25 protein-coding genes are annotated in these 22,593 nt (G+C 58.7%); 19 read left to right on the top strand and 6 right to left on the bottom strand.

Going from position 1 to position 22,593, the window contains the following annotated elements:
- The first annotated feature begins 67 nt into the window (after positions 1-67).
- From VN622_17890 to VN622_17935, 10 genes are all read left to right on the top strand, one after another.
- Positions 68-808, top strand: a complete 741-nt coding sequence (locus VN622_17890; protein ID HWR37738.1) for an adenylate kinase — start codon at positions 68-70, stop codon at positions 806-808.
- Entirely contained in the window at positions 792-1,544 is a 753-nt protein-coding gene (map, locus tag VN622_17895) for a type I methionyl aminopeptidase (protein ID HWR37739.1), read from the top strand. Before VN622_17890 ends, map begins: the two co-directional genes overlap by 17 nt.
- A 126-nt stretch (positions 1,545-1,670) precedes the next feature.
- Complete coding sequence (gene infA, locus VN622_17900) at positions 1,671-1,889, top strand: translation initiation factor IF-1 (protein HWR37740.1); 219 nt, start codon at positions 1,671-1,673, stop codon at positions 1,887-1,889.
- A 98-nt stretch (positions 1,890-1,987) separates the two neighbouring features.
- The gene (rpmJ, locus tag VN622_17905) at positions 1,988-2,101 is read left to right on the top strand and encodes a 50S ribosomal protein L36 (protein HWR37741.1); all 114 of its coding nucleotides are present in this window, start codon (positions 1,988-1,990) and stop codon (positions 2,099-2,101) included.
- An 85-nt stretch (positions 2,102-2,186) separates the two neighbouring features.
- Positions 2,187-2,573, top strand: coding sequence for a 30S ribosomal protein S13 (rpsM, locus tag VN622_17910; GenBank protein HWR37742.1), 387 nt, complete (start codon positions 2,187-2,189; stop codon positions 2,571-2,573).
- Between the two features lie 3 nt (positions 2,574-2,576).
- Positions 2,577-3,008: a 30S ribosomal protein S11 gene (gene rpsK, locus VN622_17915; protein ID HWR37743.1), complete on the top strand. Its 432-nt coding sequence runs from the start codon at positions 2,577-2,579 to the stop codon at positions 3,006-3,008.
- A gap of 209 nt (positions 3,009-3,217) precedes the next feature.
- A complete protein-coding gene (gene rpsD / locus VN622_17920; GenBank protein HWR37744.1) occupies positions 3,218-3,847 on the top strand; it encodes a 30S ribosomal protein S4 in 630 nt (209 codons plus the stop codon).
- A gap of 232 nt (positions 3,848-4,079) precedes the next feature.
- Positions 4,080-5,129, top strand: coding sequence for a DNA-directed RNA polymerase subunit alpha (locus tag VN622_17925; protein HWR37745.1), 1,050 nt, complete (start codon positions 4,080-4,082; stop codon positions 5,127-5,129).
- A gap of 130 nt (positions 5,130-5,259) precedes the next feature.
- A complete protein-coding gene (gene rplQ, locus VN622_17930) occupies positions 5,260-5,742 on the top strand; it encodes a 50S ribosomal protein L17 (GenBank protein HWR37746.1) in 483 nt (160 codons plus the stop codon).
- Positions 5,743-6,079: 337 nt separating this feature from the next.
- Positions 6,080-7,339, top strand: a complete 1,260-nt coding sequence (locus VN622_17935; protein HWR37747.1) for an MFS transporter — start codon at positions 6,080-6,082, stop codon at positions 7,337-7,339.
- Here the strand turns inward: VN622_17935 and VN622_17940 are convergent.
- From VN622_17940 to VN622_17950, 3 genes are all read right to left on the bottom strand, one after another.
- Positions 7,336-7,863 carry a VanZ family protein gene (locus tag VN622_17940; protein HWR37748.1) on the bottom strand — a complete coding sequence of 176 codons (528 nt, stop codon included), beginning with the start codon at positions 7,861-7,863 and terminating at the stop codon, positions 7,336-7,338. The genes VN622_17935 and VN622_17940 overlap by 4 nt on opposite strands.
- A 56-nt stretch (positions 7,864-7,919) precedes the next feature.
- Positions 7,920-9,437, bottom strand: coding sequence for an IMP dehydrogenase (guaB, locus tag VN622_17945; protein ID HWR37749.1), 1,518 nt, complete (start codon positions 9,435-9,437; stop codon positions 7,920-7,922).
- A gap of 224 nt (positions 9,438-9,661) precedes the next feature.
- Positions 9,662-9,814, bottom strand: coding sequence for a hypothetical protein (locus tag VN622_17950; GenBank protein ID HWR37750.1), 153 nt, complete (start codon positions 9,812-9,814; stop codon positions 9,662-9,664).
- Positions 9,815-10,272: 458 nt separating this feature from the next.
- On the opposite strand from VN622_17950, the gene rimP reads away from it, so the two are divergent.
- From rimP to VN622_17995, 9 genes are all read left to right on the top strand, one after another.
- The gene (gene rimP, locus VN622_17955) at positions 10,273-10,767 is read left to right on the top strand and encodes a ribosome maturation factor RimP (GenBank protein ID HWR37751.1); all 495 of its coding nucleotides are present in this window, start codon (positions 10,273-10,275) and stop codon (positions 10,765-10,767) included.
- A gap of 102 nt (positions 10,768-10,869) precedes the next feature.
- The gene (gene nusA / locus VN622_17960; protein HWR37752.1) at positions 10,870-12,450 is read left to right on the top strand and encodes a transcription termination factor NusA; all 1,581 of its coding nucleotides are present in this window, start codon (positions 10,870-10,872) and stop codon (positions 12,448-12,450) included.
- Positions 12,451-12,579: 129 nt separating this feature from the next.
- Complete coding sequence (gene infB, locus VN622_17965) at positions 12,580-15,597, top strand: translation initiation factor IF-2 (GenBank protein ID HWR37753.1); 3,018 nt, start codon at positions 12,580-12,582, stop codon at positions 15,595-15,597.
- A 148-nt stretch (positions 15,598-15,745) separates the two neighbouring features.
- Positions 15,746-16,036, top strand: a complete 291-nt coding sequence (locus VN622_17970; protein ID HWR37754.1) for a DUF503 domain-containing protein — start codon at positions 15,746-15,748, stop codon at positions 16,034-16,036.
- Between the two features lie 141 nt (positions 16,037-16,177).
- Positions 16,178-16,555: a 30S ribosome-binding factor RbfA gene (rbfA, locus tag VN622_17975; GenBank protein HWR37755.1), complete on the top strand. Its 378-nt coding sequence runs from the start codon at positions 16,178-16,180 to the stop codon at positions 16,553-16,555.
- Positions 16,556-17,524, top strand: coding sequence for a bifunctional oligoribonuclease/PAP phosphatase NrnA (locus VN622_17980; GenBank protein HWR37756.1), 969 nt, complete (start codon positions 16,556-16,558; stop codon positions 17,522-17,524).
- Between the two features lie 63 nt (positions 17,525-17,587).
- A complete protein-coding gene (locus VN622_17985; GenBank protein ID HWR37757.1) occupies positions 17,588-17,848 on the top strand; it encodes a hypothetical protein in 261 nt (86 codons plus the stop codon).
- Positions 17,849-17,882: 34 nt separating this feature from the next.
- Positions 17,883-19,535, top strand: coding sequence for a glycosyltransferase family 39 protein (locus VN622_17990; GenBank protein ID HWR37758.1), 1,653 nt, complete (start codon positions 17,883-17,885; stop codon positions 19,533-19,535).
- Positions 19,536-19,639: 104 nt separating this feature from the next.
- A complete protein-coding gene (locus VN622_17995) occupies positions 19,640-20,602 on the top strand; it encodes a GNAT family N-acetyltransferase (protein ID HWR37759.1) in 963 nt (320 codons plus the stop codon).
- A gap of 153 nt (positions 20,603-20,755) precedes the next feature.
- Here the strand turns inward: VN622_17995 and VN622_18000 are convergent, their stop codons facing one another.
- From VN622_18000 to VN622_18010, 3 genes are all read right to left on the bottom strand, one after another.
- Complete coding sequence (locus tag VN622_18000; GenBank protein HWR37760.1) at positions 20,756-20,935, bottom strand: hypothetical protein; 180 nt, start codon at positions 20,933-20,935, stop codon at positions 20,756-20,758.
- Between the two features lie 2 nt (positions 20,936-20,937).
- Positions 20,938-21,369 carry a DUF6677 family protein gene (locus VN622_18005; protein ID HWR37761.1) on the bottom strand — a complete coding sequence of 144 codons (432 nt, stop codon included), beginning with the start codon at positions 21,367-21,369 and terminating at the stop codon, positions 20,938-20,940.
- Positions 21,369-22,593: Xaa-Pro peptidase family protein (locus VN622_18010; GenBank protein ID HWR37762.1), on the bottom strand; the 1,225-nt coding region annotated here is incomplete at its 5' end. The genes VN622_18010 and VN622_18005, both read right to left, overlap by 1 nt.

The raw sequence follows: 22,593 nt of genomic DNA on the forward strand, positions 1-22,593 counted from the left end.
AGCGTCATCACGCTGACGGCTGGGCGAGGCTTAAGCCGTCGAGAGCCGCGGTTTCGGAGGTCGGGCCATGGAATTGGAAGCCATGACGTTGGCGGATACGAACATCAGCAAGGATTCAGGTAAGAACGTCGGGCCAGTGATTTTGTTTGGAGCGCCCGGAGCGGGCAAAGGTACGCAGGCCAAGAACATCGCGGCAGTTTACGGGATTCCGCAAATCTCAACCGGCGACATCCTGCGAGCGAACGTAGCGCAGTCAACGGCACTTGGCCGCGAGGCCAAAGAAATCATGGCGCGAGGGGAGTTGGTGCCCGACAGCCTCGTTTGCGCGATGGTCTCCGAGCGGCTGACACACGCAGATTGCGCCAGGGGCTTTATTCTGGACGGGTTTCCTCGGACGGTGCCGCAAGCGGAATGGCTTGATGCCGAGCTCGAAGGCAAGGTCTTTGACAAAGAGCACGCACGTGCGATGCCACCGATTGTGATTCAAATCAAAGTCGAGTATAATTCGCTATTGCAACGGCTTACCGGACGTCGTTCTTGTCCCGCCTGCGGACGGATCTACAACGTTCATCTTCAGCCTCCACGTGTCGCCGACATCTGTGATGTCGACGGCTCCAAGCTCGTCACGCGTCACGACGATTGCGAAGACGTGATTTCTGGGCGACTGAAAGAGTACGAATCACAGACGCTTCCAGTTGCGGAGTACTACCGCAAGCGTAAACGGCTGATTGAGGTAGATGGCGACCAGTCGGTCGAAATTGTAACGAAGGAAGCGCTGAAGGCAATAGAGCATGGCCATAGTCTGTAAGTCATCTGGCGAGATTGAAAAGATGCGCCGCAGTGGGCACATCGTTCGCCAGGTACTGGAAACAGTGAAAGTGCTAGTCGCGCCCGGGGTCAGCACCATGGATCTGGAGCGCGCGGCGGAAAAAAAGATTCGAGAGCTCGGGGCGAAGCCCGCGTTCAAGGGATATTACGATTACCCTTGCGTTCTCTGCACTTCGGTGAATCAGGAGGTTGTGCACGGCATCCCCTCCGAGCGCCGGGTCTTGAAGGCTGGCGACATCGTTTCGATCGACTGTGGCGTGGTGCTGGACGGCTACTACGGCGACTCGGCGATCACCGTGCCGGTAGGCGAAGAAATTTCCTCGGAGCTGCGTAATCTGCTGGACGTGACCGAGAAATCGCTTTATCGCGGCATCGAGGCTGTGCGGGTCGGCAATACGCTGGGCGATGTCGGGGCCGCTGTGCAGAAAGTAGTTGAGGCCAACGGCTTTAGCGTTGTGCGCGAGTTTGTTGGGCATGGCATTGGCACCAGGCTGCACGAGGATCCTCAGGTTCCGAACTATGGAACTCCGGGCCATGGAGCAAAGTTGCGAGAAGGTATGGTGCTGGCGATCGAGCCGATGGTGAATGCCGGCGGTCCGGGCGTGCGGGTGCTGGAAGATAAGTGGACGGCAGTAACAGAAGACGGGCGCCCAAGCGCACACTTCGAACACTGCGTGGCGGTAACGAAGGACGGTCCGCTCATCCTGACGGACTAGAGGATGGAGAGATTTGTTGATCAAGGGATGCTTGAGTCATGGCGTTCCCGGGGTAGAGGTTCTGGGCCCCGAGCGTGTTCGAAGCTGTAGCGCGGCGAATTGCGCAAATCAGGTCAAAAGGATTGCATGAGCAAGGAAGACGCGATTGAAGTTATGGCAGTGGTAATCGAACCGTTGCCGAACGCGATGTTCAAGGTTGAGCTGGAGAATAAGCACAAGGTCCTGGCTCATGTGTCCGGCAAGATGCGCAAAAATTTTATCCGCATTCTCCCGGGCGACAGGGTTGCGGTGGAGCTTTCGCCCTACGACTTGACGCGCGGAAGGATCGTGTACCGCTATAAGTAACCGGCCTGTCCGGTATGTTTCCGGCGGCGCTACCAAGCGCGGCCACGCAGTTCCCGGCGAAGGCTGAGAGCTGACTTCTGCGAACTGAGAATTGTCTTATGAAGGTACGGGCTTCGGTTAAGAAGATTTGCGACAAGTGCAAAGTGATCCGCCGCCACGGTGTGGTGCGGGTGATTTGCGAGAACTCAAAGCACAAGCAGCGCCAGGGTTAATAGCCCTGTAACGCGCACACTCCGCGCGTTCGGGGTCACCTCGGGCGTGTGTTGCGTGTAGCGGAACTCTGAGGAGTAGAACCACATGGCACGTATTGCAGGCGTCGATCTGCCGCGCAACAAGCAGGCACGAATCGCGCTGACCTACATTTACGGTATCGGCCAGCCACGCGCGGTGAAGATCCTGGCGGCAGCGGACGTCGATGCTCTGAAGAAGATTCAGGACCTGAGTGAAGAAGAAGTCAACCGCATCCGCCAGGTAATTGAGAACCAGGGCAATGTCGAAGGTGACCTGCGTAAGGACACCTCGATGCACATCAAGCGGCTGATCGAAATCGGGTCTTATCGCGGCTACCGTCACCGTCGCAGTCTGCCGGTTCGCGGTCAGCGCACACACACCAATGCGCGTACTCGTAAGGGTCCGCGTAAGGGCACCGTAGCTAACAAGAAGAAGACAGCGGCGAAGACATAACGTATGGCTAAAGCAGCGGGTTCCGCCGGCGCTGGCGCGTCGGACAAGAAGGGCAAGACCAAGAAGTTCAAACGCAAGGAGCGCAAGCATATCCCCCACGGGATCGTGTCGGTTAGCGCGTCCTTCAATAACACGCTGGTGACGATTGCCGATGCCAATGGCAACGTGGTCTCGTGGAAAAGTTCGGGTTCGCTCGGCTTCCGCGGTTCGCGTAAGGGCACACCGTTCGCAGCGCAGCAGGCCGCAATGAACGCCGCCAACATGGCGCGCGATCACGGTATGCGTAGCGTCGACGTGCGCGTCAGCGGTCCGGGTTCAGGCCGAGAGTCGGCGATTCGCGCGTTGGCCGCAGCCGGTCTGGAAGTGCGCTCAATCAAGGACAGCACGCCGGTTCCGCACAATGGCTGCCGCCCGCCGAAGAAGCGCCGCGTTTGATGAGTGATTTGGCAACATGTAATTCGGCGAATTGAAAACCGCTGCCCAGTACGCAGTGCTTTGAAATTACGAATTACACATTGCAATTACAAATCGTTTAGAGCGGGAAGAACGGGGCGCCAAGCCTCTGTAAACCGCTCGCGGGACGCTCGCAATGCAGAACGCGCATTCGGCGGCTCGTACACCGAAATCAGGTATAAGGAGAAACCTTGGCACGTTACAGAGAGGCAGTCTGCCGACTTTGCCGCCGCGACGGAATGAAGCTATTCCTTAAAGGCCCAAAGTGCTTCACCGATAAGTGCCCGATCGAGAAGCGCAACTTTGCGCCCGGTCAGCACGGAAAAGACCGCAAGGCGAAAATCGTCGGGTACGGTCTGCAGCTTCGCGAAAAACAGAAAGCGAAGCGCATCTACTTCACACAAGAAGGCCAGTTCCGCAATTACTTTGAGAAGGCAGCGACCGCCAAGGGCGTTACCGGTGAAGTGCTGCTCCAGCAGTTGGAGCGCCGCCTGGATAACGTTGTATACCGACTGGGCTTTGCCGTTGCCCGCCGCCAGTCGCGCCAGTTAGTGCGCCACGGGCACATCTCGGTCAACGGCCGCAAGGTCAATATTCCATCGTTCCAGGTTCATGTCGGCGACGAAATCGCCGTTCGTGAAAAGAGCCGAAAGCTCGTCGTTCTGGAGATGGCGAAGGATTTCGCAAGTCATCAGCCTGCTCCGGGCTGGCTGGAGGTTAGCCGCGACGACTACCGTGGTCGCGTGCTGGCTCTGCCGAAGCGAGAGGATGTTAATCTCCCGGTCAACGAACAGCTAATCGTCGAACTGTACAGCAAGTAGTGCAATGGCTGGCCTTCGCGGCCAGCCGAAGCGCTACTCTGAGCGACACGAGCGGGCCCCGTTCAGTAAGTTGTCCATTTCGCTTTGCTTTGCGCGGCACGTTCCGCGCTTCACAAGAAACTGCGCAGCACAGGTGCTTCGTCACCGTGCCACGCACCTTACTTTCGGACCAGATCAGCCGGCGGGCCACGCACCCAAGCCGCGCCACACGGCCGGAGAAGAAGGAGACAAGATGCTCTGGAAGGGATTTCAGAAACCGAAGCGCCTGGCATTCGACAGCGAGTCGCTGACCGACAAGTACGGTCACTTCTGGGCGCAGCCGTTTGAGCGCGGTTTTGGTACTACGATCGGCAATGCTCTACGCCGTGTGCTGCTCTCGTCGATCGAGGGCGCTGCAGTCACTGCCGTCAAAATCGAAGGCGTGCTTCATGAGTTTCAGTCGCTCCCCGGTGTTGTCGAGGATGCGACCGACATCATCCTTAACCTGAAGCAGGTGCCGTTCAAATTGAACGGCGATGCTCCGAAGGCAATCTATCTTCGCGCGGACCAGCCCGGTGTTGTTACCTCAAGTATGATCGAGACCGATGCTGACGTCGAAGTACTCGATAAGGACGTTTACATCGCCACCGTGAGTGAAGGCGGCCGTCTCGAAATGGAGATGCGCCTGAAGAAGGGGCGCGGCTACGTTTCGGCGGACAAGAATTTCGACGAGGATCTGGGTCTCGGGTTTATCCCGATTGACTCTGTGCACTCGCCCGTCCGCAAGGTGAATTACGCGGTGGAAGCCGCGCGTCTTGGCCAGATAACCGATTACGACAAGCTGTCTCTGGAAGTCTGGACGAACGGCAGCGTCTCGCCGGCCGATGCGATTGGCCTGGCGGCGAAGCTGCTGAAAGATCACATGAACATCTTCATCAACTTCGAAGAGGAAGTTGAGACCTCCGCCAGCGCGGAAGAGCGCAAGCCGGAGATTCGCAACGAGAATCTCAACCGCTCTGTCGAAGAGCTGGAGCTTTCGGTACGCAGCTACAACTGCCTGAAGAACGCCAATATTCAGACCATTGGCGAACTTGTGCAGAAGAGCGAAGCCGAAATGCTGAAGACGAAAAACTTCGGCCGCAAATCGCTCAACGAGATTAAGGAAATCCTGTCCTCGATGGGACTTGGCCTTGGCATGAAGATTGACGAGCAGGGTAATGCAGTTCCGATGAATCAGTCGGCTGCAGCAACCAGTTCGCCTTCTTCGCCGGTTAATTCAGGCGACGGGAACCCGACTTTTTAATGTCCCGGCAGGCGCGTTCAGCGCGTCAGCAGGGTTCCGACAGCCAATGGCTGAGCGGGAACAGAATTCAGCAGGCTTCCGACACCCGAGGCTGGGTACCCGAAGCTGGGCGATACCAAGGAACTGAGTCATGCGTCATCGTGTAGCAGGATGGAAACTGGGACGTAACACGGAGCACCGGCGCGCGCTGTTGCGCAACCTGGTGACCTCTCTCATTCTGGAAGAGCGGATCGAGACCACGGTCACGAAGGCCAAGGCGATGCGGCCTCACGTGGAAAAAATGGTCACGCTGGGCAAGCGCGGCGACGTGGCGGCTCGGCGATTGGCGGCCGGCTATCTGATGACCCGCGACGCCGTTGATAAGCTGTTCAACACCGTTTCGCCGCGTTTCAGCGAACGGCAGGGCGGCTATACGCGCATCGTGCTCACCGGGTTCCGCAAGGGTGACGGCGGCGAAAAGGCGTTTATCGAACTGCTCGGCAGCGAAAAGGTGCTGGACGAAAAGCGCGAAAAGCGCGCCGAAGTGCGTGCCAAGCGTGCGGAAGAAAACCGCAAGGCTATGGAAGAAGCACAAGGACAGCAGGCTGCTGAGGGCGGAGAAGCGAAGGAGTAGTTTCGCAATCAGTTTTGCGCCAAATCAAAAGCGCACCGGCGTTCCCGGTGCGCTTTTCTATTATGTAAACATTTGTTTTCGGCCGCGATTTAGACCCTCAGCGGCTAAACAGGGCTGAAAAACGCCTCTTGAAGGAATCTACTTTTTCAGCAGCCTGTAAGCCAAAGCCGCTTCTTACCATTCAGCCAGATCTTTGCATCCAGCGTCGGCCAACCGTCCAGTGGAAGTCACGCCTCGAGGTCGGCTCTCCGGAACCGATGGACTGGGTTCGATATTCCGACGAGTGCCCGTCACGTCTGTGGGTGAATTCCCGTGGTACAAATCTTGGATGCCTGAGGTGCAGACAGTCGAGAGCCCGACGCAGCCGCGCAACGTACACGTTTTTGGGGCTACATCGTTCCTGAACGATACGGCCAGTGAGATGGCCTATTGGATGCTGCCTGCGTTCCTGAGCACCATCGGAGGCGGGCCGGCAACGCTCGGCGTAATTGAAGGCATAGCGGAGAGCGTAGCTGCGTTTGCAAAGCTATTCTCGGGCATCTGGACGGACCGATTGCGCCGACGCAAGCCGCTGGTTATCAGCGGCTACGTGGTCGCTAATGTTGTGAAGCCTCTGTTGGCGCTCGCGACATCGGCTTGGCAAGTGTTGTTCATACGGTTTGCCGACCGACTCGCTAAGGGAGTGCGCGGTGCGCCGCGCGACGTCATGCTTGCGGAGTCCGTGGAGAGCAATAAGGTTGGCGCGGCGTTCGGCCTGTTGCAGGCTATGGATTCGGCGGGCGCGATTGTTGGGCCGCTTCTGGCCATGGCCATTATGGCGTCCAGCTTCGGCGCGCATTTCGGAGTTCGCGCAGTCTTCTGGGCGGCAGCCGTTCCCGGTCTTCTGTGCATCGCTGTCGTGGCGCTAGGACTGCGGGAGACGCAACACAAGTTCGCACCTTCGGAGCACAAGTCCATCCTCGGCTCTATTTTCGGCCCAGCCGTTCGCCTGCCCGGCGAGTTCTACTACGTGCTGGCTGCGATCGGACTGTTTTCCATCGGCAACTCGAGTGACATGTTTCTCGTCTTGCGTGCGCAGGGCATCGGTGTTCCTGCCTCCCACGCGCCACTACTCGGACTCGTATTCAACATCACCTACACGCTCGCCTCCTGGCCGTCGGGCAAGCTGTCCGATCGCGCCGCGCGCGCGCACGCGGGCCCCTCCGCATGGAGATACGGCACCGCATCCGCAGGACTGCTCGTCTTTGCGGGGGTGTATTGGACGTTTGCAGCGGCACCGTCGTCTTCAGTGCTCTACGCCGCCATGGCGTTCTACGGGTTGTACTATGCCCTGACGCAGCCCGTCTTAAAGGCGATGGTTGTGGATGCGGTTCCACGCGAAGCGCGGGGACGCGCCTTTGGAATGTTCTACTTTGTCACAAGCGTGGCGGCGCTGCTGGCCAGCGTCATCACCGGGGCGTTGTGGAAAGAGTTCGGTGCGGCGCTGCCGTTTCAAGTCTCTGCCGTTCTGGCAGTTGTTGCCGCAGTCATGCTGCTGGCCGCGCCGAAGGTGCTGCGCCGGCATGGCTTGCGGCGAGCGCCTCGAAGCACGGCTTAGACCTTCATCAGAGATCGAGCGGAACGCGCATGCTGCGCGCGTGAGACGGCGTATGTAACGAGCAGCGCCATCGCGCCGCCGGCGCAGTCGATCACTACGTCGTGGAAAGTGCCCGTCCGTGACGGCAGGAACACCTGATGGAACTCATCACTTGCAGCGACAATTACCGTGCTCGCGAAGGCCAGAGATGCCCACCTCTTACTCCAAAACCATTCCCAGTCGTACGCTAGCAGCGATCGTTCCGCCCGTGCCGTGCCTCGCAGCGCACGGAAGGAGACCAGGCACAACAACGCGTATCCGATAAAGTGCCCGAGTTTGCGCAGGACGGCATGAATCAACAGAAATCTTTCTTCGCTTAGAGCATGTCCCGCCAACGTGACGGAAATCCAGTTCAGAACAGGGCGCAGCAAGCCTCCCGTCTCGTTGGCGGAGAAAAAATCCGTCGACTCAACAACGATGACCGCAACCATGAGAGCCACGGGGAGCCAGTAGTTGAGCAGTAGACGCGCCGTGAGCTTGGACAAAAAGAAACCTCTACGTAGACGGAGGGAGGAACTATGCCTGCCCTGAAATGCATCAGCTATTCGATGCGATAGTTCGGAGCTTCGCGCGTGATCGTCACGTCATGAACGTGGCTCTCGCGCAATCCTGCGCCGCTGATGCGTATAAAGCGCGCCTTCTCTTGCAGCTCACAGATGCTCCCGCAGCCAACGTAGCCCATGCCGCTGCGGAGCCCTCCCACCATCTGGTGGATCATCATCGCTACCGTGCCACGGTACGGAACGCGTCCTTCGATGCCTTCCGGAACAAGCTTGCCCAGACGGTTGCCTTCATCAAGGCTGTCCGTCATCCGATTGCTGAAATCGTTTCCGTTGTCGTTATCCACGCTCTGGAAGTAGCGCTCGCTGGAACCAGCGGCCATGGCGGCGAGTGAACCCATGCCCCGGTAGGCCTTGAATGTGCGGCCCTGGTACAAGATCGTTTCGCCGGGACTCTCTTCAGTGCCGGCCAGCAACGAGCCGATCATGACGAGACTCGCTCCTGCGGCGAGCGCCTTGGTCATGTCGCCCGAGTACTTGATGCCGCCGTCGGCGATAACCGGTATGTTGGCTTCGCGCGCGGCGCGTGCAGCTTCTGCGATGGCCGTAATCTGCGGAACGCCAGCGCCTGTCACAACGCGCGTCGTGCAGATGGAGCCCGGCCCAATGCCAACCTTCACGGCATCTGCGCCGGCGGAAATCATCTCGGCAGCGCCATCGTAGGTAGCAACGTTGCCGGCAATCAGGTCAACATCCGGCAGCTTGGATTTGATGGTGCGGATGGCATCCAGCACGCGGGTGGAGTGGCCGTGCGCGCTATCAATCGCGAGCAGATCGACCTTGTTGCGAAACAGTTCCTGCGCGCGCTCAAGAAAATCTCCCGTGGCTCCGATTGCGCCACCGACGCGCAGGCGTCCTTGCGCGTCCTTCGCAGCACTCGGATACTTCAACTTCTTCTGGATGTCTTTGACCGTGATCAGGCCCTTGAGGGTGTACTTATCGTCTACAACCAGGAGCTTCTCGATGCGATGCTTGTGCAGGATCTTTTCGGCATCCTCGAGCGTCGTGCCGACCGGCACCGTGACGAGATCTTCCTTGGTCATCACTTTGCTGATCGGAATGTCGGTGCGCGTTTCGAATCGAAGGTCCCGGTTCGTGAGAATGCCGACAAGTTTTTTGTTCTTCGTGATGGGTACGCCGGAGATGCGATAGCGCCGCATGACTTCGAGCGCGTCGGAGATCTTGTCGTCGGGCGACATCGTGATCGGATCGACGATCATCCCGCTCTCGGAGCGCTTCACCTTGTCGATTTCGCCCGCTTGCTGCTCGATCGTGAGATTGCGGTGCACGACGCCCAGTCCGCCCTGCTGCGCCAGAGCGATCGCCATTCGCGACTCAGTCACGGTATCCATCGCTGAGCTGATAATGGGAATGTTCAGGCGGATGTTCCGCGTGAGTTGCGTTTGCGTATTGACGGTTGCGGGGATGACATCGGACTTCGCGGGCAGCAGCAACACGTCGTCAAACGTGAGGGCCTCGGGCACGGGGAAATGAATCATATTTTTGTTTTCCAGGAGGGTAACAAATCATTGTAGATATTCGGAGCGGGGAAAGGCAAACGCATCGCTCCGGAGTAAGGTCGGTGTTAAGTGAGAAAGGCTGCCGATTAATCCACAATTCATTACGCTCCGAAGAGATTTCGCGTTAAGTTTCGCGTAAGCGTGCCGTGATGAGAAACCGTCAGGAATTCGTGCATGAGCACCGCCCCAACGGATTGGTCATCTCAACCTGCGCCTGCTGCGCAAAGCTCGTTGGCGGGAGTGCGGTAATGACGAATCTCGCGATCATTGAACAGGTACATGTAGCGATCTGCCTGGAAGGTCAGCAGCAGTTGCAACTCAGGTCCAGCACTGCCGCGCAGACTTGCCGATCTCACGCACTGGGCTGCACGGATTGCGTGAACCAGACTCTGCCTTGTGACAGTTATCCAGGTAAACCGATGTGGCACGCCGGCAAAGCTTGTGGGAAGGCAGCTTAATATGCTGCCCTAAGTTTACGTTTGATGCGTTTCTGGCCAAGCCACTTCGATGTGGTACAAGTCTGTAGTCCAGGCAAAATCTCTGCTCGTGGAACCGTGCGAGCTGCTTTTGCATCTAATAGCCTGGCCTGCGGTTCAGTTGTTTTTTGCATTACGGGGGCGTATATTCGTAACTGGTAGTTGTGGCGAAGTACCCCGTTTGGCGAAGCACATCGGTGGGCGAGAGCCCACTTTTTATTTAGCTCCCCTTCAACTGGTGATTGGCCAACACAGGCTGACCGTTGGGCCTTACGGGGAGAGTACGGGCATAAGGTCCACAGTTTCCGTGGAACCCCTTCTGCGGCGAGAGCAAGAGAATGGCGTTCGATATTGAAAAGGTACGAGGGATTGCCGAACGGGTTGCTGAGTCGAGCGGCCTTGAGGTTGTCGATCTGGAGATGCAGGGCGGTGGCCCTGCGCGGATGTTGCGTGTGTTTATCGACAAGCCTGAGGGCGTCACTCACGAAGACTGCTCGCAGTTTAGCCGTGAGTTCGGAACCATTCTTGACGTGGAAGACGCCATACCCGGCGCGGCGTATACGCTGGAGATATCTTCGCCAGGACTTGACCGAAGGCTGATCAAGGCGAAGGACTACGAGCGCTTCAAGGGCAGCCTGGTGAAGTTGACCACATTTGAGGCGGTGGGTGGCGACCGTCACTTCCAGGGCCGGCTGGAGAGTTTTGAGAATGGCCGTCTGAGCTTGGACCTGAGCGCAGGCAAGAAGCGCAAGAAGGGACAGGCGCTCGTCGATGCCAGGATTGAGATCGATTTGGCCAATATCGAGAAGGCCAATTTAGTTCCTGAAATCTAGACCCAGGTAATGGCGAAGGGCATTCGCGCTGCCCCATACGCGTAAGCGTGAAAATGCGAACGCGGGCAAGCGAGCGAACTACAAGAGAAGGTGGCAAGAGATATGGCGAGCGAACTGTACAACGTGATTGACGCGCTGAGCCGCGAAAAAGGTATCAATCCCGAGGTCGTGGTGTCGGCGGTTGAAGATGCCATTGTCGTTGCCACTCGCAAGTACTACAAGACCCAGGAAAGCCTCCGCGCCGTTCTCGACAAGGAGACGGGACAGATCCGCGCCTATGCCGTGAAGCAGATCGTTGCTTCTGATGACGACATTGAAGATGACAACCTGCAGATTGCGCTCGAAGAGGCGCAGGAGATCAATCCCGAAGCGGAAGTTGGCGGAGAGTTGATGATTGAGAAGCCGACGGACGTGCTCGGCCGCATCGCCGCGCAGCTCGCAAAGCAGGTCATCTTCCAGAAGGTACGCGAGGCGGAACGCGATACGGTTTACAACGAGTACATTAGCCGCGTCGGCGAAATCGTCAACGCCGCCGTGAAGCGCCAGGAAGGCCCGGACACGATCTTCGACATCGGCAAGGCCGAAGCTCGCATGCCGCGTAAGGAACAATCGAAGCTGGAGTCGTTCGCGGTCGGCGAGCGCGTCCGGGTTGTGATCACTCGCGTGGAGAAGGCGTCCAAGGGGCCGCAGGTTATCGTTTCGCGTGCTGCGCCCGAACTGGTGACTCACTTGTTCCAGACCGAAGTACCGGAGATTTACGACGGCACAGTCGTTATTCGCGCCATCGCTCGTGAAGCCGGAGAGCGCAGCAAGATTGCCGTCATGTCGAAAGACAAAGACGTGGACGCCGTCGGTGCCTGCGTTGGAATGAAAGGCATGCGCGTGCAGTCCATCATTCGCGAGCTTCGTGGCGAGAAGATCGACATCATCGAGTGGCATGAGGACGCGGTTACGTTTGCCGAGAAGGCGTTGCAGCCTGCGAAGGTTAGCCGCGTGACGGTGCTCGACGGACACGACAAGCAGCTTGAGGTCGTGGTGGATGACACCCAGCTCTCATTAGCGATTGGCAAGAAGGGGCAGAACGTGCGCCTAGCTGCCAAGTTGCTGGGCTGGAAAATTGATATCAAGAGCGAAGAAGAGAAGCGGCAGGAAGTGGAACAGCAGATGACTGCCCTCGTGGGTGGTTCCTCGACGCCGCTGGAGCGGGTAGAGGACCTGGATGCTGGCGTGGTGGAAAAACTCAGCGCTGCCGGCATTACTACGGTGGAAGCTTTGGCCGACATGACGCCAGAGCAACTGGAATCCATCCCCGGCATAGGCCCGAAGACGGTGGAAAAAATCAGCATCGCCGTCAATAATTACTTCTCCAGCCTTGAATCGGGCGAAGCCGCCGACAGCGCTGGCAACTTCGACGTTCCTGAGGACCAACCGACGGGCGAGAGTAGCACTCGCGAGATCGATGACGTTGGTCCGGACTCCGCAGGCCAGTCGGGCGACACCGAAGGTCTGTCAACAGAGGCTGACATGTCTCCGGAGAGCGTGTCGGAACTGGTTGAAGAGGAACAGTCGCTGGAAGCAAGCATCATTAGCGGCGTGGAAAACGCGCCTCCGGCTGATGAGGCCGAGGTGACGACGCACGGAGACCATCCCGGCGAAGACGACATTGCAAAAGAAAAGCTGTAACTACATCAGTGAACTACGAGCTTCCGGGTTGAACCGGAGGCCCGAAATGAACGGCCCGAAACCGAGAACCGTCGAGGTTGAGATGAAAGCTTAGCGGATTAGCGGGAATACGGAGGAAACGAAGGGCGGATGAAGATTCGAATCAACGATTTGGCTCGAGAGCTGGAAGTAAAGAGCAAAGCGATTCTCGATGTGTTGTCGAAGGTGGGCGTCACAGAGAAGAAGACGCACTCCAGTTCCATCGAGGAAGATGAAGCGGTGCGCGTCCGGCAGTACTTCGTTTCGCACGCACCGAGTTCTGCGCAGAGGGAATCGCGCAGTTCGCGCGGTACGGATGAGTTCAAGCCGAAGATCGATCTCTCGAAGATCTCCAAGCCCGGCGATGTGCTGAAGGCCATCACTGAGCAAGCCGCGCATCCGCCCGCTGCGGCTCGCCCGGCGGCTCCCAAGCCAGCTGAAGCAGCGAAGCCAGTTGCGCATGCACCTGCGGCGCCTAAGAGCATCGTGACCAAACCCGCTGCCCCGCCTGTTGAGCCCGTGGCTGAGAAGCCGGTCCGTGTGCCGCGCTTTGTCACGCCGGCGTCGGTTGCCGCGCGCACGCAGTTCACACCGCCGCCTGCGAAGGTTGAGAAGCCTGCGCCGGTCGCGCCCATTACTGAGACTCCGGAAAAACCCAGTGTCGCAGTGCAAGAGGCTCCGGCCGCCGTTGAAGCGCCTGCGCCGCCTCCGATTGTGGAAGAGCCGGTCGCGCCAATTGTTGCGAAGGCCGAGGCTCCAGTTGCGGAGACACAAGCTCCGCCAGCGCCCGCGGAGAAAGCTCCTGCTGCACCAGCGCCAACTCATCCGGCCAAGCCTGCCACGCATCCTCCGGCTGCTCCTGGCAAACCAGGCGCACCTGGCCGCCCGGGAACTCCCGGTCAGGCGACGCCTCCGGTTCGCCGGATGATTGTTCCCCAGACGGGACCGCGTCCGGTATACACCGCGCCGCCGCCACCGCCGCCGCGCCCAGCCGCTCCTGCCGGAGCGTCACGCACTGGGCTTCCGGTTCGTGGGCAGCCCATTTTCCAACGCCCGCGTCCTGCTGGAGCGCCGGGGTCGCGGCCGCCGCTGCGTCCGGGCGAGAGACGCCCGATGCACCCCACGCGCAATGCTCCTGTCGGCAATGTCGGAAGACCATTGGGTGTTGGGCCCGGTGCTGCGCCTCCGGCGCCTGGCCGCCCGGCTGCACGTCCGGGTGGACCTGCGCGGCGTCCGGGACAGAGGTATGTACCACGCGGCAAGCAGGAAGGCCCGATGAAGGGCTTCGTTCCTCCGCCGCGGCTGTCGCTCTCTTCAGAGCCACTGCCCATCACGCGCACCATCACCGTGAACGAGGGCACCAGCGTTAAGGATTTGGCGGAAAAGCTTGGTATCCGCGCGAAGGATCTGATCGCGCGTCTGTTGGCCCGTGGCGTTTTCGCCACCATCAACCAGACGCTCGATTCCGATCTTGCGAAGGACATGGCGCGCCAGTTCGGCGCCGACACAAACATTATTAGCTTCGAGCAGTCGGTACAGGACGAGATGGAGACGCAAGCTCTCGCCGCGAATGACGAGGCCGTTTTCAACCAGGTCACCCGGCCGCCGGTGGTCACGATCATGGGCCACGTCGATCACGGCAAAACCAGCTTGCTCGACGCCATTCGCAAAACCAACGTAGCGGAAGGCGAAGCCGGTGGTATCACGCAGCACATCGGCGCGTACAAGGTGCAGATTACGGATCAGAGTTCGCCGGCATTTGGCCGCGAGATCGTATTCCTCGACACCCCGGGTCACGAGGCCTTTACCCGTATGCGCGCCCGCGGTTCGAAGGTCACGGATATCGTTGTACTCGTTGTAGCGGCGGATGACGGCGTCATGCCGCAGACGCTCGAGGCTATTGACCACGCTCGCGCGGCGAAGGTGCCGATCATCGTCGCTGTGAACAAGATTGATAAGCCCGACGCTCTGCCGGATCGGGTTAAGAAGCAGTTGGCCGACCGTGGTTTGCTGCCGGAAGACTGGGGCGGCGACACCGTTTTTGTGGACGTCTCGGCAAAGCAGCGGACCAACCTGAACTTGCTGATGGAAATGGTTTGCCTCGTGGCCGACCTTCAGAACCTGAAGGCCGTGCCGGAGCGCGCAGCAACCGGCACCGTACTGGAAGCCAAGCTGGACCGCGGACGCGGCCCGGTGGCGACCGTGCTGGTGCAGAACGGCACGCTGCACACGGGCGAGAACTTCGTCGTAGGCAACGTGTTCGGAAAGGTGCGCGCCATGTTCGACGATCGTGGCCGCGCGCTCGAAAGCGCTCCTCCGGCGTCCCCTGTCGAGATTCTCGGTCTCGATGGCTTGCCACAGGCGGGCGACCAGTTCGTTGTGGTAGCTGATCGCGAGAAGGCTCGAGAAATTGCCGAGTACCGCGAAACCAAGGCGCGCGAGGCGCAGCTGGCCAAGAGCACGCGCGTTTCGCTGGAAGGCCTTGCCGAGCAAATCAAGGCGGCTGGCATGAAGGAACTGCCGGTCATCCTCAAGGGCGACGTGCAGGGTTCCGTGGAAGTCATCAGCGACCTGCTGACAAAACTCTCGAACGAGCAGGTGAAAATCAAGTTGCTGCACGCCGGAGTCGGTGCCATCACGGAAACCGACGTTCTGCTTGCTTCGGCATCGAACGCGATCATCATCGGCTTCAACGTGCGTCCGGAGCGCAAGGCGCAGGAAATGGCCGACCAGGAAAAGGTCGATATCCGGCTGCACTCGATCATTTACGAAGTGCAGGACGAGATAAGGCGCGCGATGACCGGCCTGCTGGAACCGACATTCAAGGAGACCTACCAGGGACGCGCCGAAGTGCGCGACACGTTCCGAATCCCCAAGGTGGGGACGGTTGCCGGGTGCCGGGTGGCAGATGGTGTCATCAAGCGCGACAGCGATGTTCGCCTGCTGCGTGACAACGTCGTCGTCTTCAAGGGCAAGGTCGGCTCGCTGCGACGCTTCAAGGATGATGCTAAAGAAGTCACCAGCGGCATGGAGTGTGGTATCTCCATCGCGAACTATGGTGACATCAAGGCCGGCGACATCATCGAGGCCTTCGTCACGGAGCGCGTCACCGCCGAACTGATGGCGTAGGGTACGGATTGAACCTGCGAGTTTCAAGTTTTGAGTGGATCACTCAAGCTTGAAACTCGTTTTGTTTTACGGACAGAGTCGCCTGGGCAATGCGTTCGAATCCACGAACCACTTGTAAGATGATGCTTAAACTCCGAAACTGATTTACGTGCCGATTGCATTTCTGACACTGGAGCTTCGCATAGAAGGCGCGCAGTCTCTGAAGGACCGCAGGCAAGTCCTTCGCAGTCTGAAGGACCGGTTGCGGAACAGCTTCAACGTTGCCGTTGCCGAGGTTGAATCCAACGACCTGTGGCAGCGTGCCACAGTTGGAGTCGTCAGCATTTCGGATTCGCGGGACTATCTTGACGGGTTGATGAAGAATGTCGAACGCCTGGCCTGCCGCGTCGCGAATAACTGCGGCGCCGAAGTGACTGACTCCTTCGTCGAAATTTTCTAGCCTGCAAAGGCTGCACTGACAAGCTTTTTTTCAGCAGAAGAATGGTTCTTTCAGCCATTCTTCTCCTTTAATTAATCGCGATTTCACATGGGGTGCCGGGAAGGTGTAGAGTATCCGGTTCCTTTTCGCGGCTGGAGTCTTATGGAGCAGCGGGGACAGCAACATCATAAAGAACGGCTTGGCGAGGCCATGCGTGAGGAACTCAGCACCATCCTCGCCGGGGAACTTGGCGATCCGCGCATTGGCTTGGTTTCCATAACGGAGCTGGTTATGGGTGAAGGAGGCAGGTCTATGCGTGTCTTCGTTTCCGTCACAGGCGACGAAGAGGAAGCGAAGCAGGCTATTGAGGGTTTACGTTCGGCCAGCGGTTATATCCGTCATGAACTCGCCGAGAATCTGAGCCTGCGGCATCCGCCGGAGATTACGTTTCACCTGGACAAATCTCAACAGTACGGCGCTCGCATCGACGAGTTGCTGAAACGCACTCATCGGAAGGCCAAGAACAAGAAGAGCGAGTAAGTGAATTCACGGAGCATGCTGGAAGAGGTTCTCAACCAGATCGGCAGACGTAATCGATTCCTTCTGACCTCGCACGCCAGGCCGGACGGCGATGCGGTAGGGTCTGTGCTGGCCTGCTCGCAGATACTTCGCAGCATGGGCAAGACGGCTGACGTGGTGCTACATGACGGAGTGCCTGGTATCTATCGCCCGCTTCCTCACGCCGATTGCGTGCTGCAGGCGCCTGCAGTGGCCAGCGAGTACGAGGCTGCCATTATTCTGGAGTGCGACAGCATCCAGCGCACGCGCCTTGAAGGGTTAGAGCGTCACTACCTCATCAACATCGACCACCACTCCAGCGCGCGCCCGTTCGCTAATTTGAACTGGATTGATCCGAGCGCGTGCGCTACCGCCGAGATGATTTTTAGGTTGGCACGCGAAGCCGGAGTGAAGATCAGTCCGGACGTGGCGACATGCCTCTACACAGCGGTTCTCACCGATACCGGATCATTCTGCTACAACGGGACTGACGAGCGTACGTTCGCTCTCGCGCAGGAACTCGTCCATTGCGGCGCGGATCCTGTGCGCATTGCGCAACACGTCTATTTCTCCAATCCGACGTCCAAGATGCGACTTCTCGGCGCAGCGCTCAACCATTTGCATCGTGATGGAGCCCTTACCTGGATGTACGTGCTCCGGGAAGATATGGAGCGCACCGCCGCTACGGAAGAAGATTGCGAAGGCCTCGTCAATTACGCCCTTGCGATCGATGGCGTTGAGGTCGCGATCTTCTTGCGCGAGCTATCCGATGGACGATACCGCGTCAGCCTGCGAAGTAAGTGTGCGATCAACGTGGCGAAAATCGCAGAAATGTTCGGCGGCGGCGGACACGAATGTGCCAGTGGTTGTGCCATAGGAGGACCCCTCTCCGTGGCTTCCGAGCGCATTCTCGCCCAACTCCGTATCCGCGGCTACGGCTCTATTCAGTAAACAGGCAGCAAAGCCTACAACATTCTTTTGATCCGTGGCTACTCCGATACAATTCAGGTGTTTATGCTTTCAATCAGTCATCAACTATTTCAGCTCTGCGGCGCATTGCTTCTGCTCGCCGCTTATATGGCACATCAATTCAAGTGGATTGATGCGAGAAAGTCCTTGTACAACATTCTGAACGGAGTTGGCTCGGCGATTCTAGGGTTCTACGCCGTTTGGCCGCAGTTCCAGGCCGGGTTCGTCGTCCTTGAAGTAGTGTGGACAGCCATCAGCATCCACGCGTTGTGGCGCGCGATGCGCAAGGAGAAACACGCTGCCTGACACGAAAGAACAATTCGTCCGGCGATATGTGCCGGTGCTGCTGGTCGTAGGCTTCTGCGCCTTTCTTTTCTTTTACGGACTCGGTTCATTCGGCATGGTCGGCGCCGACGAGCCCCGTTACGCGCAAGTCGCCCGTGAGATGCTGGAGCGCAGCGACTGGGTGACGCCAACGCTATACGGACAGCCATGGCTGGAAAAGCCCATCCTGTATTACTGGCGCGCGCGGCTCGCCTTCGACTTCTTCGGTGTAACTGACACTGCCGCGCGACTTCCTTCGGCGACCCTGGCGACGCTCATGATCGTATTCATCTTTGCGTGGATGCGGCGCTTCCGCCGTGGAGCTGAACTGGACGCTGCGCTCATTACAGCCGCCAGCGCCATGGTCATCGGATTCGCACGCGCCGCTTCGACCGATATGTCGCTTGCCGCGCCGTTCACAATCGCGATGCTGTGCTGGTTCGGTTGGTACAAGTCGCGACTGCTCCAATGGCGCGGTGCGCGAGCATGGCTCACAGGGTTCTACTTTTTCGTAGCAGTCGGAATGCTGGCCAAAGGTCCGGTTGCGCCTGCGATTGCTGCACTGATCATCGTCGCCTTCGCGCTCGTCATGCGCGACATGCAGCTTGTCTGGAAGACGCTCTGGTTGCCGGGAATCCTGCTGTTTCTGGCGGTCGCGTTGCCGTGGTATGTCGCAGTCCAGATGCGTAATCCCGAGTTCCTTCGCGTCTTCATCTTCGAGCACAATCTGGCGCGCTTCGGGACGAACATGTTCCGCCACAAGCAGCCGTTCTGGTATTACCTGCCTGTGATGCTGCTGGCCGTCGCTCCCTGGACCGGGATCGTGGGTACGGCCCTGGTGGATGCGGTGCGCAAGCTGCGCGACCAAGTTGTACGCGACCAAGTTGTGCGCAACCAAGCGCGCGACCAGGTTAGTGGCGACCACGCGCGCGTGCAAAGTGCATCGTCGGACGATGACGGCCTTCCGGTGTTTTTCCTGCTTTGGATCGTGCTGCCGGTTGCATTCTTCTCCATCTCGCAATCGAAACTCCCCGGATACGTTCTCCCCGCCGTGCCTCCTTGCCTGCTGCTCGCGGCCAACTGGTTGCGTCGGCGCGACACCGAGCAACTGCGGTTGCCGTTCTGGCTGATTGGCATACATAGCCTTATCGCCGCTTTCATTGTCGCCTTCGTGCTGTTGGCGCCTGCGCAGATGCTCAAAGTAGCGCCATCAACACAGGCGATCATGCTCGCCGCTTTGCTGGCAACTGTCGTGTTTATCGCCGTTGCGCTCTCGCTGCTGTTGAGGGGAACTGCGCTGCTTAGATTTGCCACACTGGTGCCGGTGATCCTATGCGTAGGCTTCATCTTGCGTACCGCTGCGCCGGTGATCGATGCGGTGCAATCCGAGCGACCAGTTGCCCGAGCGCTGGCGCAAGTCGCCACGGGCACGGAACAGGTCGCAACCTTCAAGGCGCGTCGCGAGGTCGAGTATGGCGTTGCGTTCTACCGAAACCAGCCGGTAAAGGTCTACGAGCGGTTGGAAATACCGCAGGGTGAACACGTCGTCATCACGCGTGCGGGTTCCGAAGATGAGTTGCGCGAGTTGCTGCCCGGACGCGAAGTAACGCACGTCGGCGGATACGGACCGCAGAGGCTGGCGTTCGTGCGGGTATCTGCCGCGCACTAACGCGAATTCGTATTGTCCTTACATGTTCCAGGCGTTTGCCTGCAAACGCATTCACCACTTAGACTACGCGTTCTGGGCCATCCGCGCTGCTTCTGGCGGTGCGCATGGCTCGTGGTGCTCCCGTGGAAATCCTCGACTTGAGACATTTCTCGTCGTTCGATTTGCGCCCGCTGCTCGAAGATGAGTCCAGCGTGTGGTCGCGGCTGCTGGAATGGGATTATCGCGGTTCGGCAGAGATGATCCTCCGCTACATCGATGCCAAGATCCTGCCAGGGTACGCGGCAATAGAGCGCGGTACCGTGTTCGGCTACTGCTTCTTCGTCTATGAAGGCAGCAAGGGCGTAATTGGCGATCTCTACGTCGATCGCGACCGTGATCCCCAACGGATACGCGCTGTCGAACTTGAGCTTCTCGATCACGTGATTGAAACGCTTCAGCAGTCGCCCGGAATCCATCGGGTCGAGGCGCAGTTGCTGGTGCACAACACCGGCGAGGCCTCGCGGCCTTTCGTGCAGCAAGGCTTCCACCGCTACGAGCGTCTGTTCATGACAATGCCCCTGGTCTGCTCGATGCACACCTTCCGGGCGATGTCCGATGAATTCGAAGTACGCCCGTGGGAGGACCAGTACTATCAATCAGCGGCCACGCTGATTACGGCAGCCTATCGCGGCCACGTCGATTCGGACATCAATGACCAGTACCGCACCACGGCAGGCTCGCTGCGCTTCCTTAACAACATCATCCGTTTCCCGGGCTGCGGCGTCTTCGATCCGGCAGCGTCTTTCATGGCCTTCCACCGCTCGACGCGTATGCCGGCGGGGGTGATCCTGTGTTCGCGCGTGAAAGACGATGTGGGTCACGTGACGCAGGTGTGCATGGTGCCGGAGCATCGCGGCAAAGGCATAGGCGAAGCACTTGTCGGCGCCACGCATGGCGCCCTTCGCGCGCGCAACTTTCACCAACTTTCGCTCACGGTGACGAAAGCAAACGCCCGTGCAGTGTCACTCTATGAACGCTTAGGATTCACGACGACGCATGTCTTTGACGCGTTCGTATGGGAAGGATGAGGGGATTGCAAATCGGGGAAGTTCGAATCGGGTAATTGAAGATCAAGAATGCGGATCGGGTGATTGCGAATCGGGTAATTTGCAAAGAGAAATCAATAGCTGAGATAGCTTTTCGAGATTTCCCGATTACCAATTACCAAATTCGAAATCGTCTTATCTTTTCAGCAGCCACATCGCCCATGAAGCAACAAAAACTCCAGCGATAAACAGACTGAAGCAATAAGCGCCGTAGCGAACCATGTCGCGGGGAGTGTTGCGCTGCGTGATGCCGAACACTACCGAGGCGCATAACGCGAACACGGCAGCGGCGCTGAAGTGCGAGAGTTCGATCATGATTATTGCTTCTTTCCGGTAGCGATGTGGTACGCATCTGCGGCGCTGATGATGTTCAGCAGGCCGGCGACGATGATGAACTTGGTTCCGTAATCGGCGGTGGCGCGATGGATGGCGCCATGGCCCCAATCCATGTTGCGGGCCAGGAAGTAGAGCACTCCCGAGCCGACGTCGCCGAAGAAGCCGAGTATGTCGAGCAGGTCGCCGGTGTTAAACGCGTACACCTTGCCCTCCATCCCGAGTCCCAGGAAGAACATGGTGGACACTGCCGCGAGCAGGAGAGTGCCGCGAATCCAGCGTCGCAGGACGAAGTGTCCGGCTCCGGGGATGAGCCATGCCGCAACCGTGGCGACGACCGCCTTCGATTTATCGGCGGCTCGCGCGGGCGTTGCCGGAGTGACTGCGACGGGTTGTGTATTCGTTGTGTTCGCCATCAGATAATCACGATCTCGCTCTGCATGCGGCCGGTTACTTCGGCAGCGCCGTTTCGAATAAGGACATCGACTTCGCTGCGCACGCCGAATTCCGGCAGGTAGATTCCCGGTTCGACCGAGAACAGAGTGTTAGGAAGTATCTCGCGATCGTCCTTCGTCTCGAGGTTGTCCATGTTCGCCCCATTGGCGTGCACGCTGGTGCCGATGGAGTGTCCGGTGCGATGCACGAAGTACTGCCCGTAGCCGGCGTCGGTGATGAACTTGCGGGTCGCCTCATCGACTTCCCATCCGTGGATCAAGCGCTTGGCGGCGAAAGCCTCTTTCGCCGTACGCACACCGGTGTCGCGAGCGTCGCGGACGATGCGGAAAATTTCCTGGTGGCGATCGGAGGGCGAAGTCCCAACGAAACCTGTCCAGGTAATGTCGTAATACGAAGCGCCGGGCTTGTCCTTCTTGCCCCAGATGTCGAGCAGGACGAAGTCGCCTTCCTTAATCGGCGCGGACCGGTCGGAGCGCGGCTCGAAGTGCGGGTCTCCGCTATGTTCGTTGACGGCCACGATCGGCAAATCGTCGGTAACAAGATTTTCGCGACGGAAGCCTTCCATGATGAACTGCTGAATCTCAAACTCGTGCGTTCCGCCGTTGCGCACGCGCCGGCCGATTTCCTTGAATGTGGCATCGGTAATTGCGTCAATCGCGTCACGAGCTTCGAAGTGCGTCGCAATCTGCTCGGGCGTAAGAGAAGCTTCGAACTGCGCAACCAGGTTCGCCGAACTGAGAACGTTTACGCCGAAGCCGCGCACCAGTTCAATCGTTCCGGCATCTACCAGTCCGATGTACGGGATCAGATTGTTCGGCGAGTACTGCATTGCGACGTTCTTGTACGGCGCAAGGATGCTCTTCAGATTCTCCCACTGCTCCTGCCAGCCTGAGTACACGCGCTTCGTGCCCGGCAAGGAATCCAGGTGTCCGGATTCAATGCGGTGTACCAGCTTGGACGGTTCGCCGGTTGCGGGAATCAGGTAGAACCAGCGGCGCGTGACCATCAGGTTCTCGCGCAGGTCCAGCACGCCGTAGGCGATCGGGTCGCGGTGATGGTGATCGTAGAAGAGCCACGCGTCGAACTTGCGCTCGCGCAATGCGGCCTGAATAGCTGTGAGATCCATGGCGTTATTTATTGTATCGGACGAACTGCTACACGGAAGCAGAAACGTGCTACCGCCG

This window comes from Clostridia bacterium (genome assembly GCA_035561135.1).
GTDB lineage: Bacteria > Acidobacteriota > Terriglobia > Terriglobales > Acidobacteriaceae > DATMYA01.

Excerpts from the sequence above, each read along its gene's own strand:
- rpsK (HWR37743.1), top strand. The coding sequence starts at position 2,577 with ATGGCTAAAGCAGCGGGTTCCGCCGGCGCTGGCGCGTCGGACAAGAAG.
- VN622_17925 (HWR37745.1), top strand. The coding sequence starts at position 4,080 with ATGCTCTGGAAGGGATTTCAGAAACCGAAGCGCCTGGCATTCGACAGC.
- guaB (HWR37749.1), bottom strand. The coding sequence starts at position 9,437 with ATGATTCATTTCCCCGTGCCCGAGGCCCTCACGTTTGACGACGTGTTG.
- rimP (HWR37751.1), top strand. The coding sequence starts at position 10,273 with ATGGCGTTCGATATTGAAAAGGTACGAGGGATTGCCGAACGGGTTGCT.
- nusA (HWR37752.1), top strand. The coding sequence starts at position 10,870 with ATGGCGAGCGAACTGTACAACGTGATTGACGCGCTGAGCCGCGAAAAA.
- rpmJ (HWR37741.1), top strand. The coding sequence starts at position 1,988 with ATGAAGGTACGGGCTTCGGTTAAGAAGATTTGCGACAAGTGCAAAGTG.
- rpsM (HWR37742.1), top strand. The coding sequence starts at position 2,187 with ATGGCACGTATTGCAGGCGTCGATCTGCCGCGCAACAAGCAGGCACGA.
- rbfA (HWR37755.1), top strand. The coding sequence starts at position 16,178 with ATGGAGCAGCGGGGACAGCAACATCATAAAGAACGGCTTGGCGAGGCC.
- map (HWR37739.1), top strand. The coding sequence starts at position 792 with ATGGCCATAGTCTGTAAGTCATCTGGCGAGATTGAAAAGATGCGCCGC.
- VN622_18000 (HWR37760.1), bottom strand. The coding sequence starts at position 20,935 with ATGATCGAACTCTCGCACTTCAGCGCCGCTGCCGTGTTCGCGTTATGC.
- rplQ (HWR37746.1), top strand. The coding sequence starts at position 5,260 with ATGCGTCATCGTGTAGCAGGATGGAAACTGGGACGTAACACGGAGCAC.
- VN622_17890 (HWR37738.1), top strand. The coding sequence starts at position 68 with ATGGAATTGGAAGCCATGACGTTGGCGGATACGAACATCAGCAAGGAT.
- VN622_18005 (HWR37761.1), bottom strand. The coding sequence starts at position 21,369 with ATGGCGAACACAACGAATACACAACCCGTCGCAGTCACTCCGGCAACG.
- infB (HWR37753.1), top strand. The coding sequence starts at position 12,580 with ATGAAGATTCGAATCAACGATTTGGCTCGAGAGCTGGAAGTAAAGAGC.
- VN622_17995 (HWR37759.1), top strand. The coding sequence starts at position 19,640 with ATGGCTCGTGGTGCTCCCGTGGAAATCCTCGACTTGAGACATTTCTCG.
- infA (HWR37740.1), top strand. The coding sequence starts at position 1,671 with ATGAGCAAGGAAGACGCGATTGAAGTTATGGCAGTGGTAATCGAACCG.
- VN622_17985 (HWR37757.1), top strand. The coding sequence starts at position 17,588 with ATGCTTTCAATCAGTCATCAACTATTTCAGCTCTGCGGCGCATTGCTT.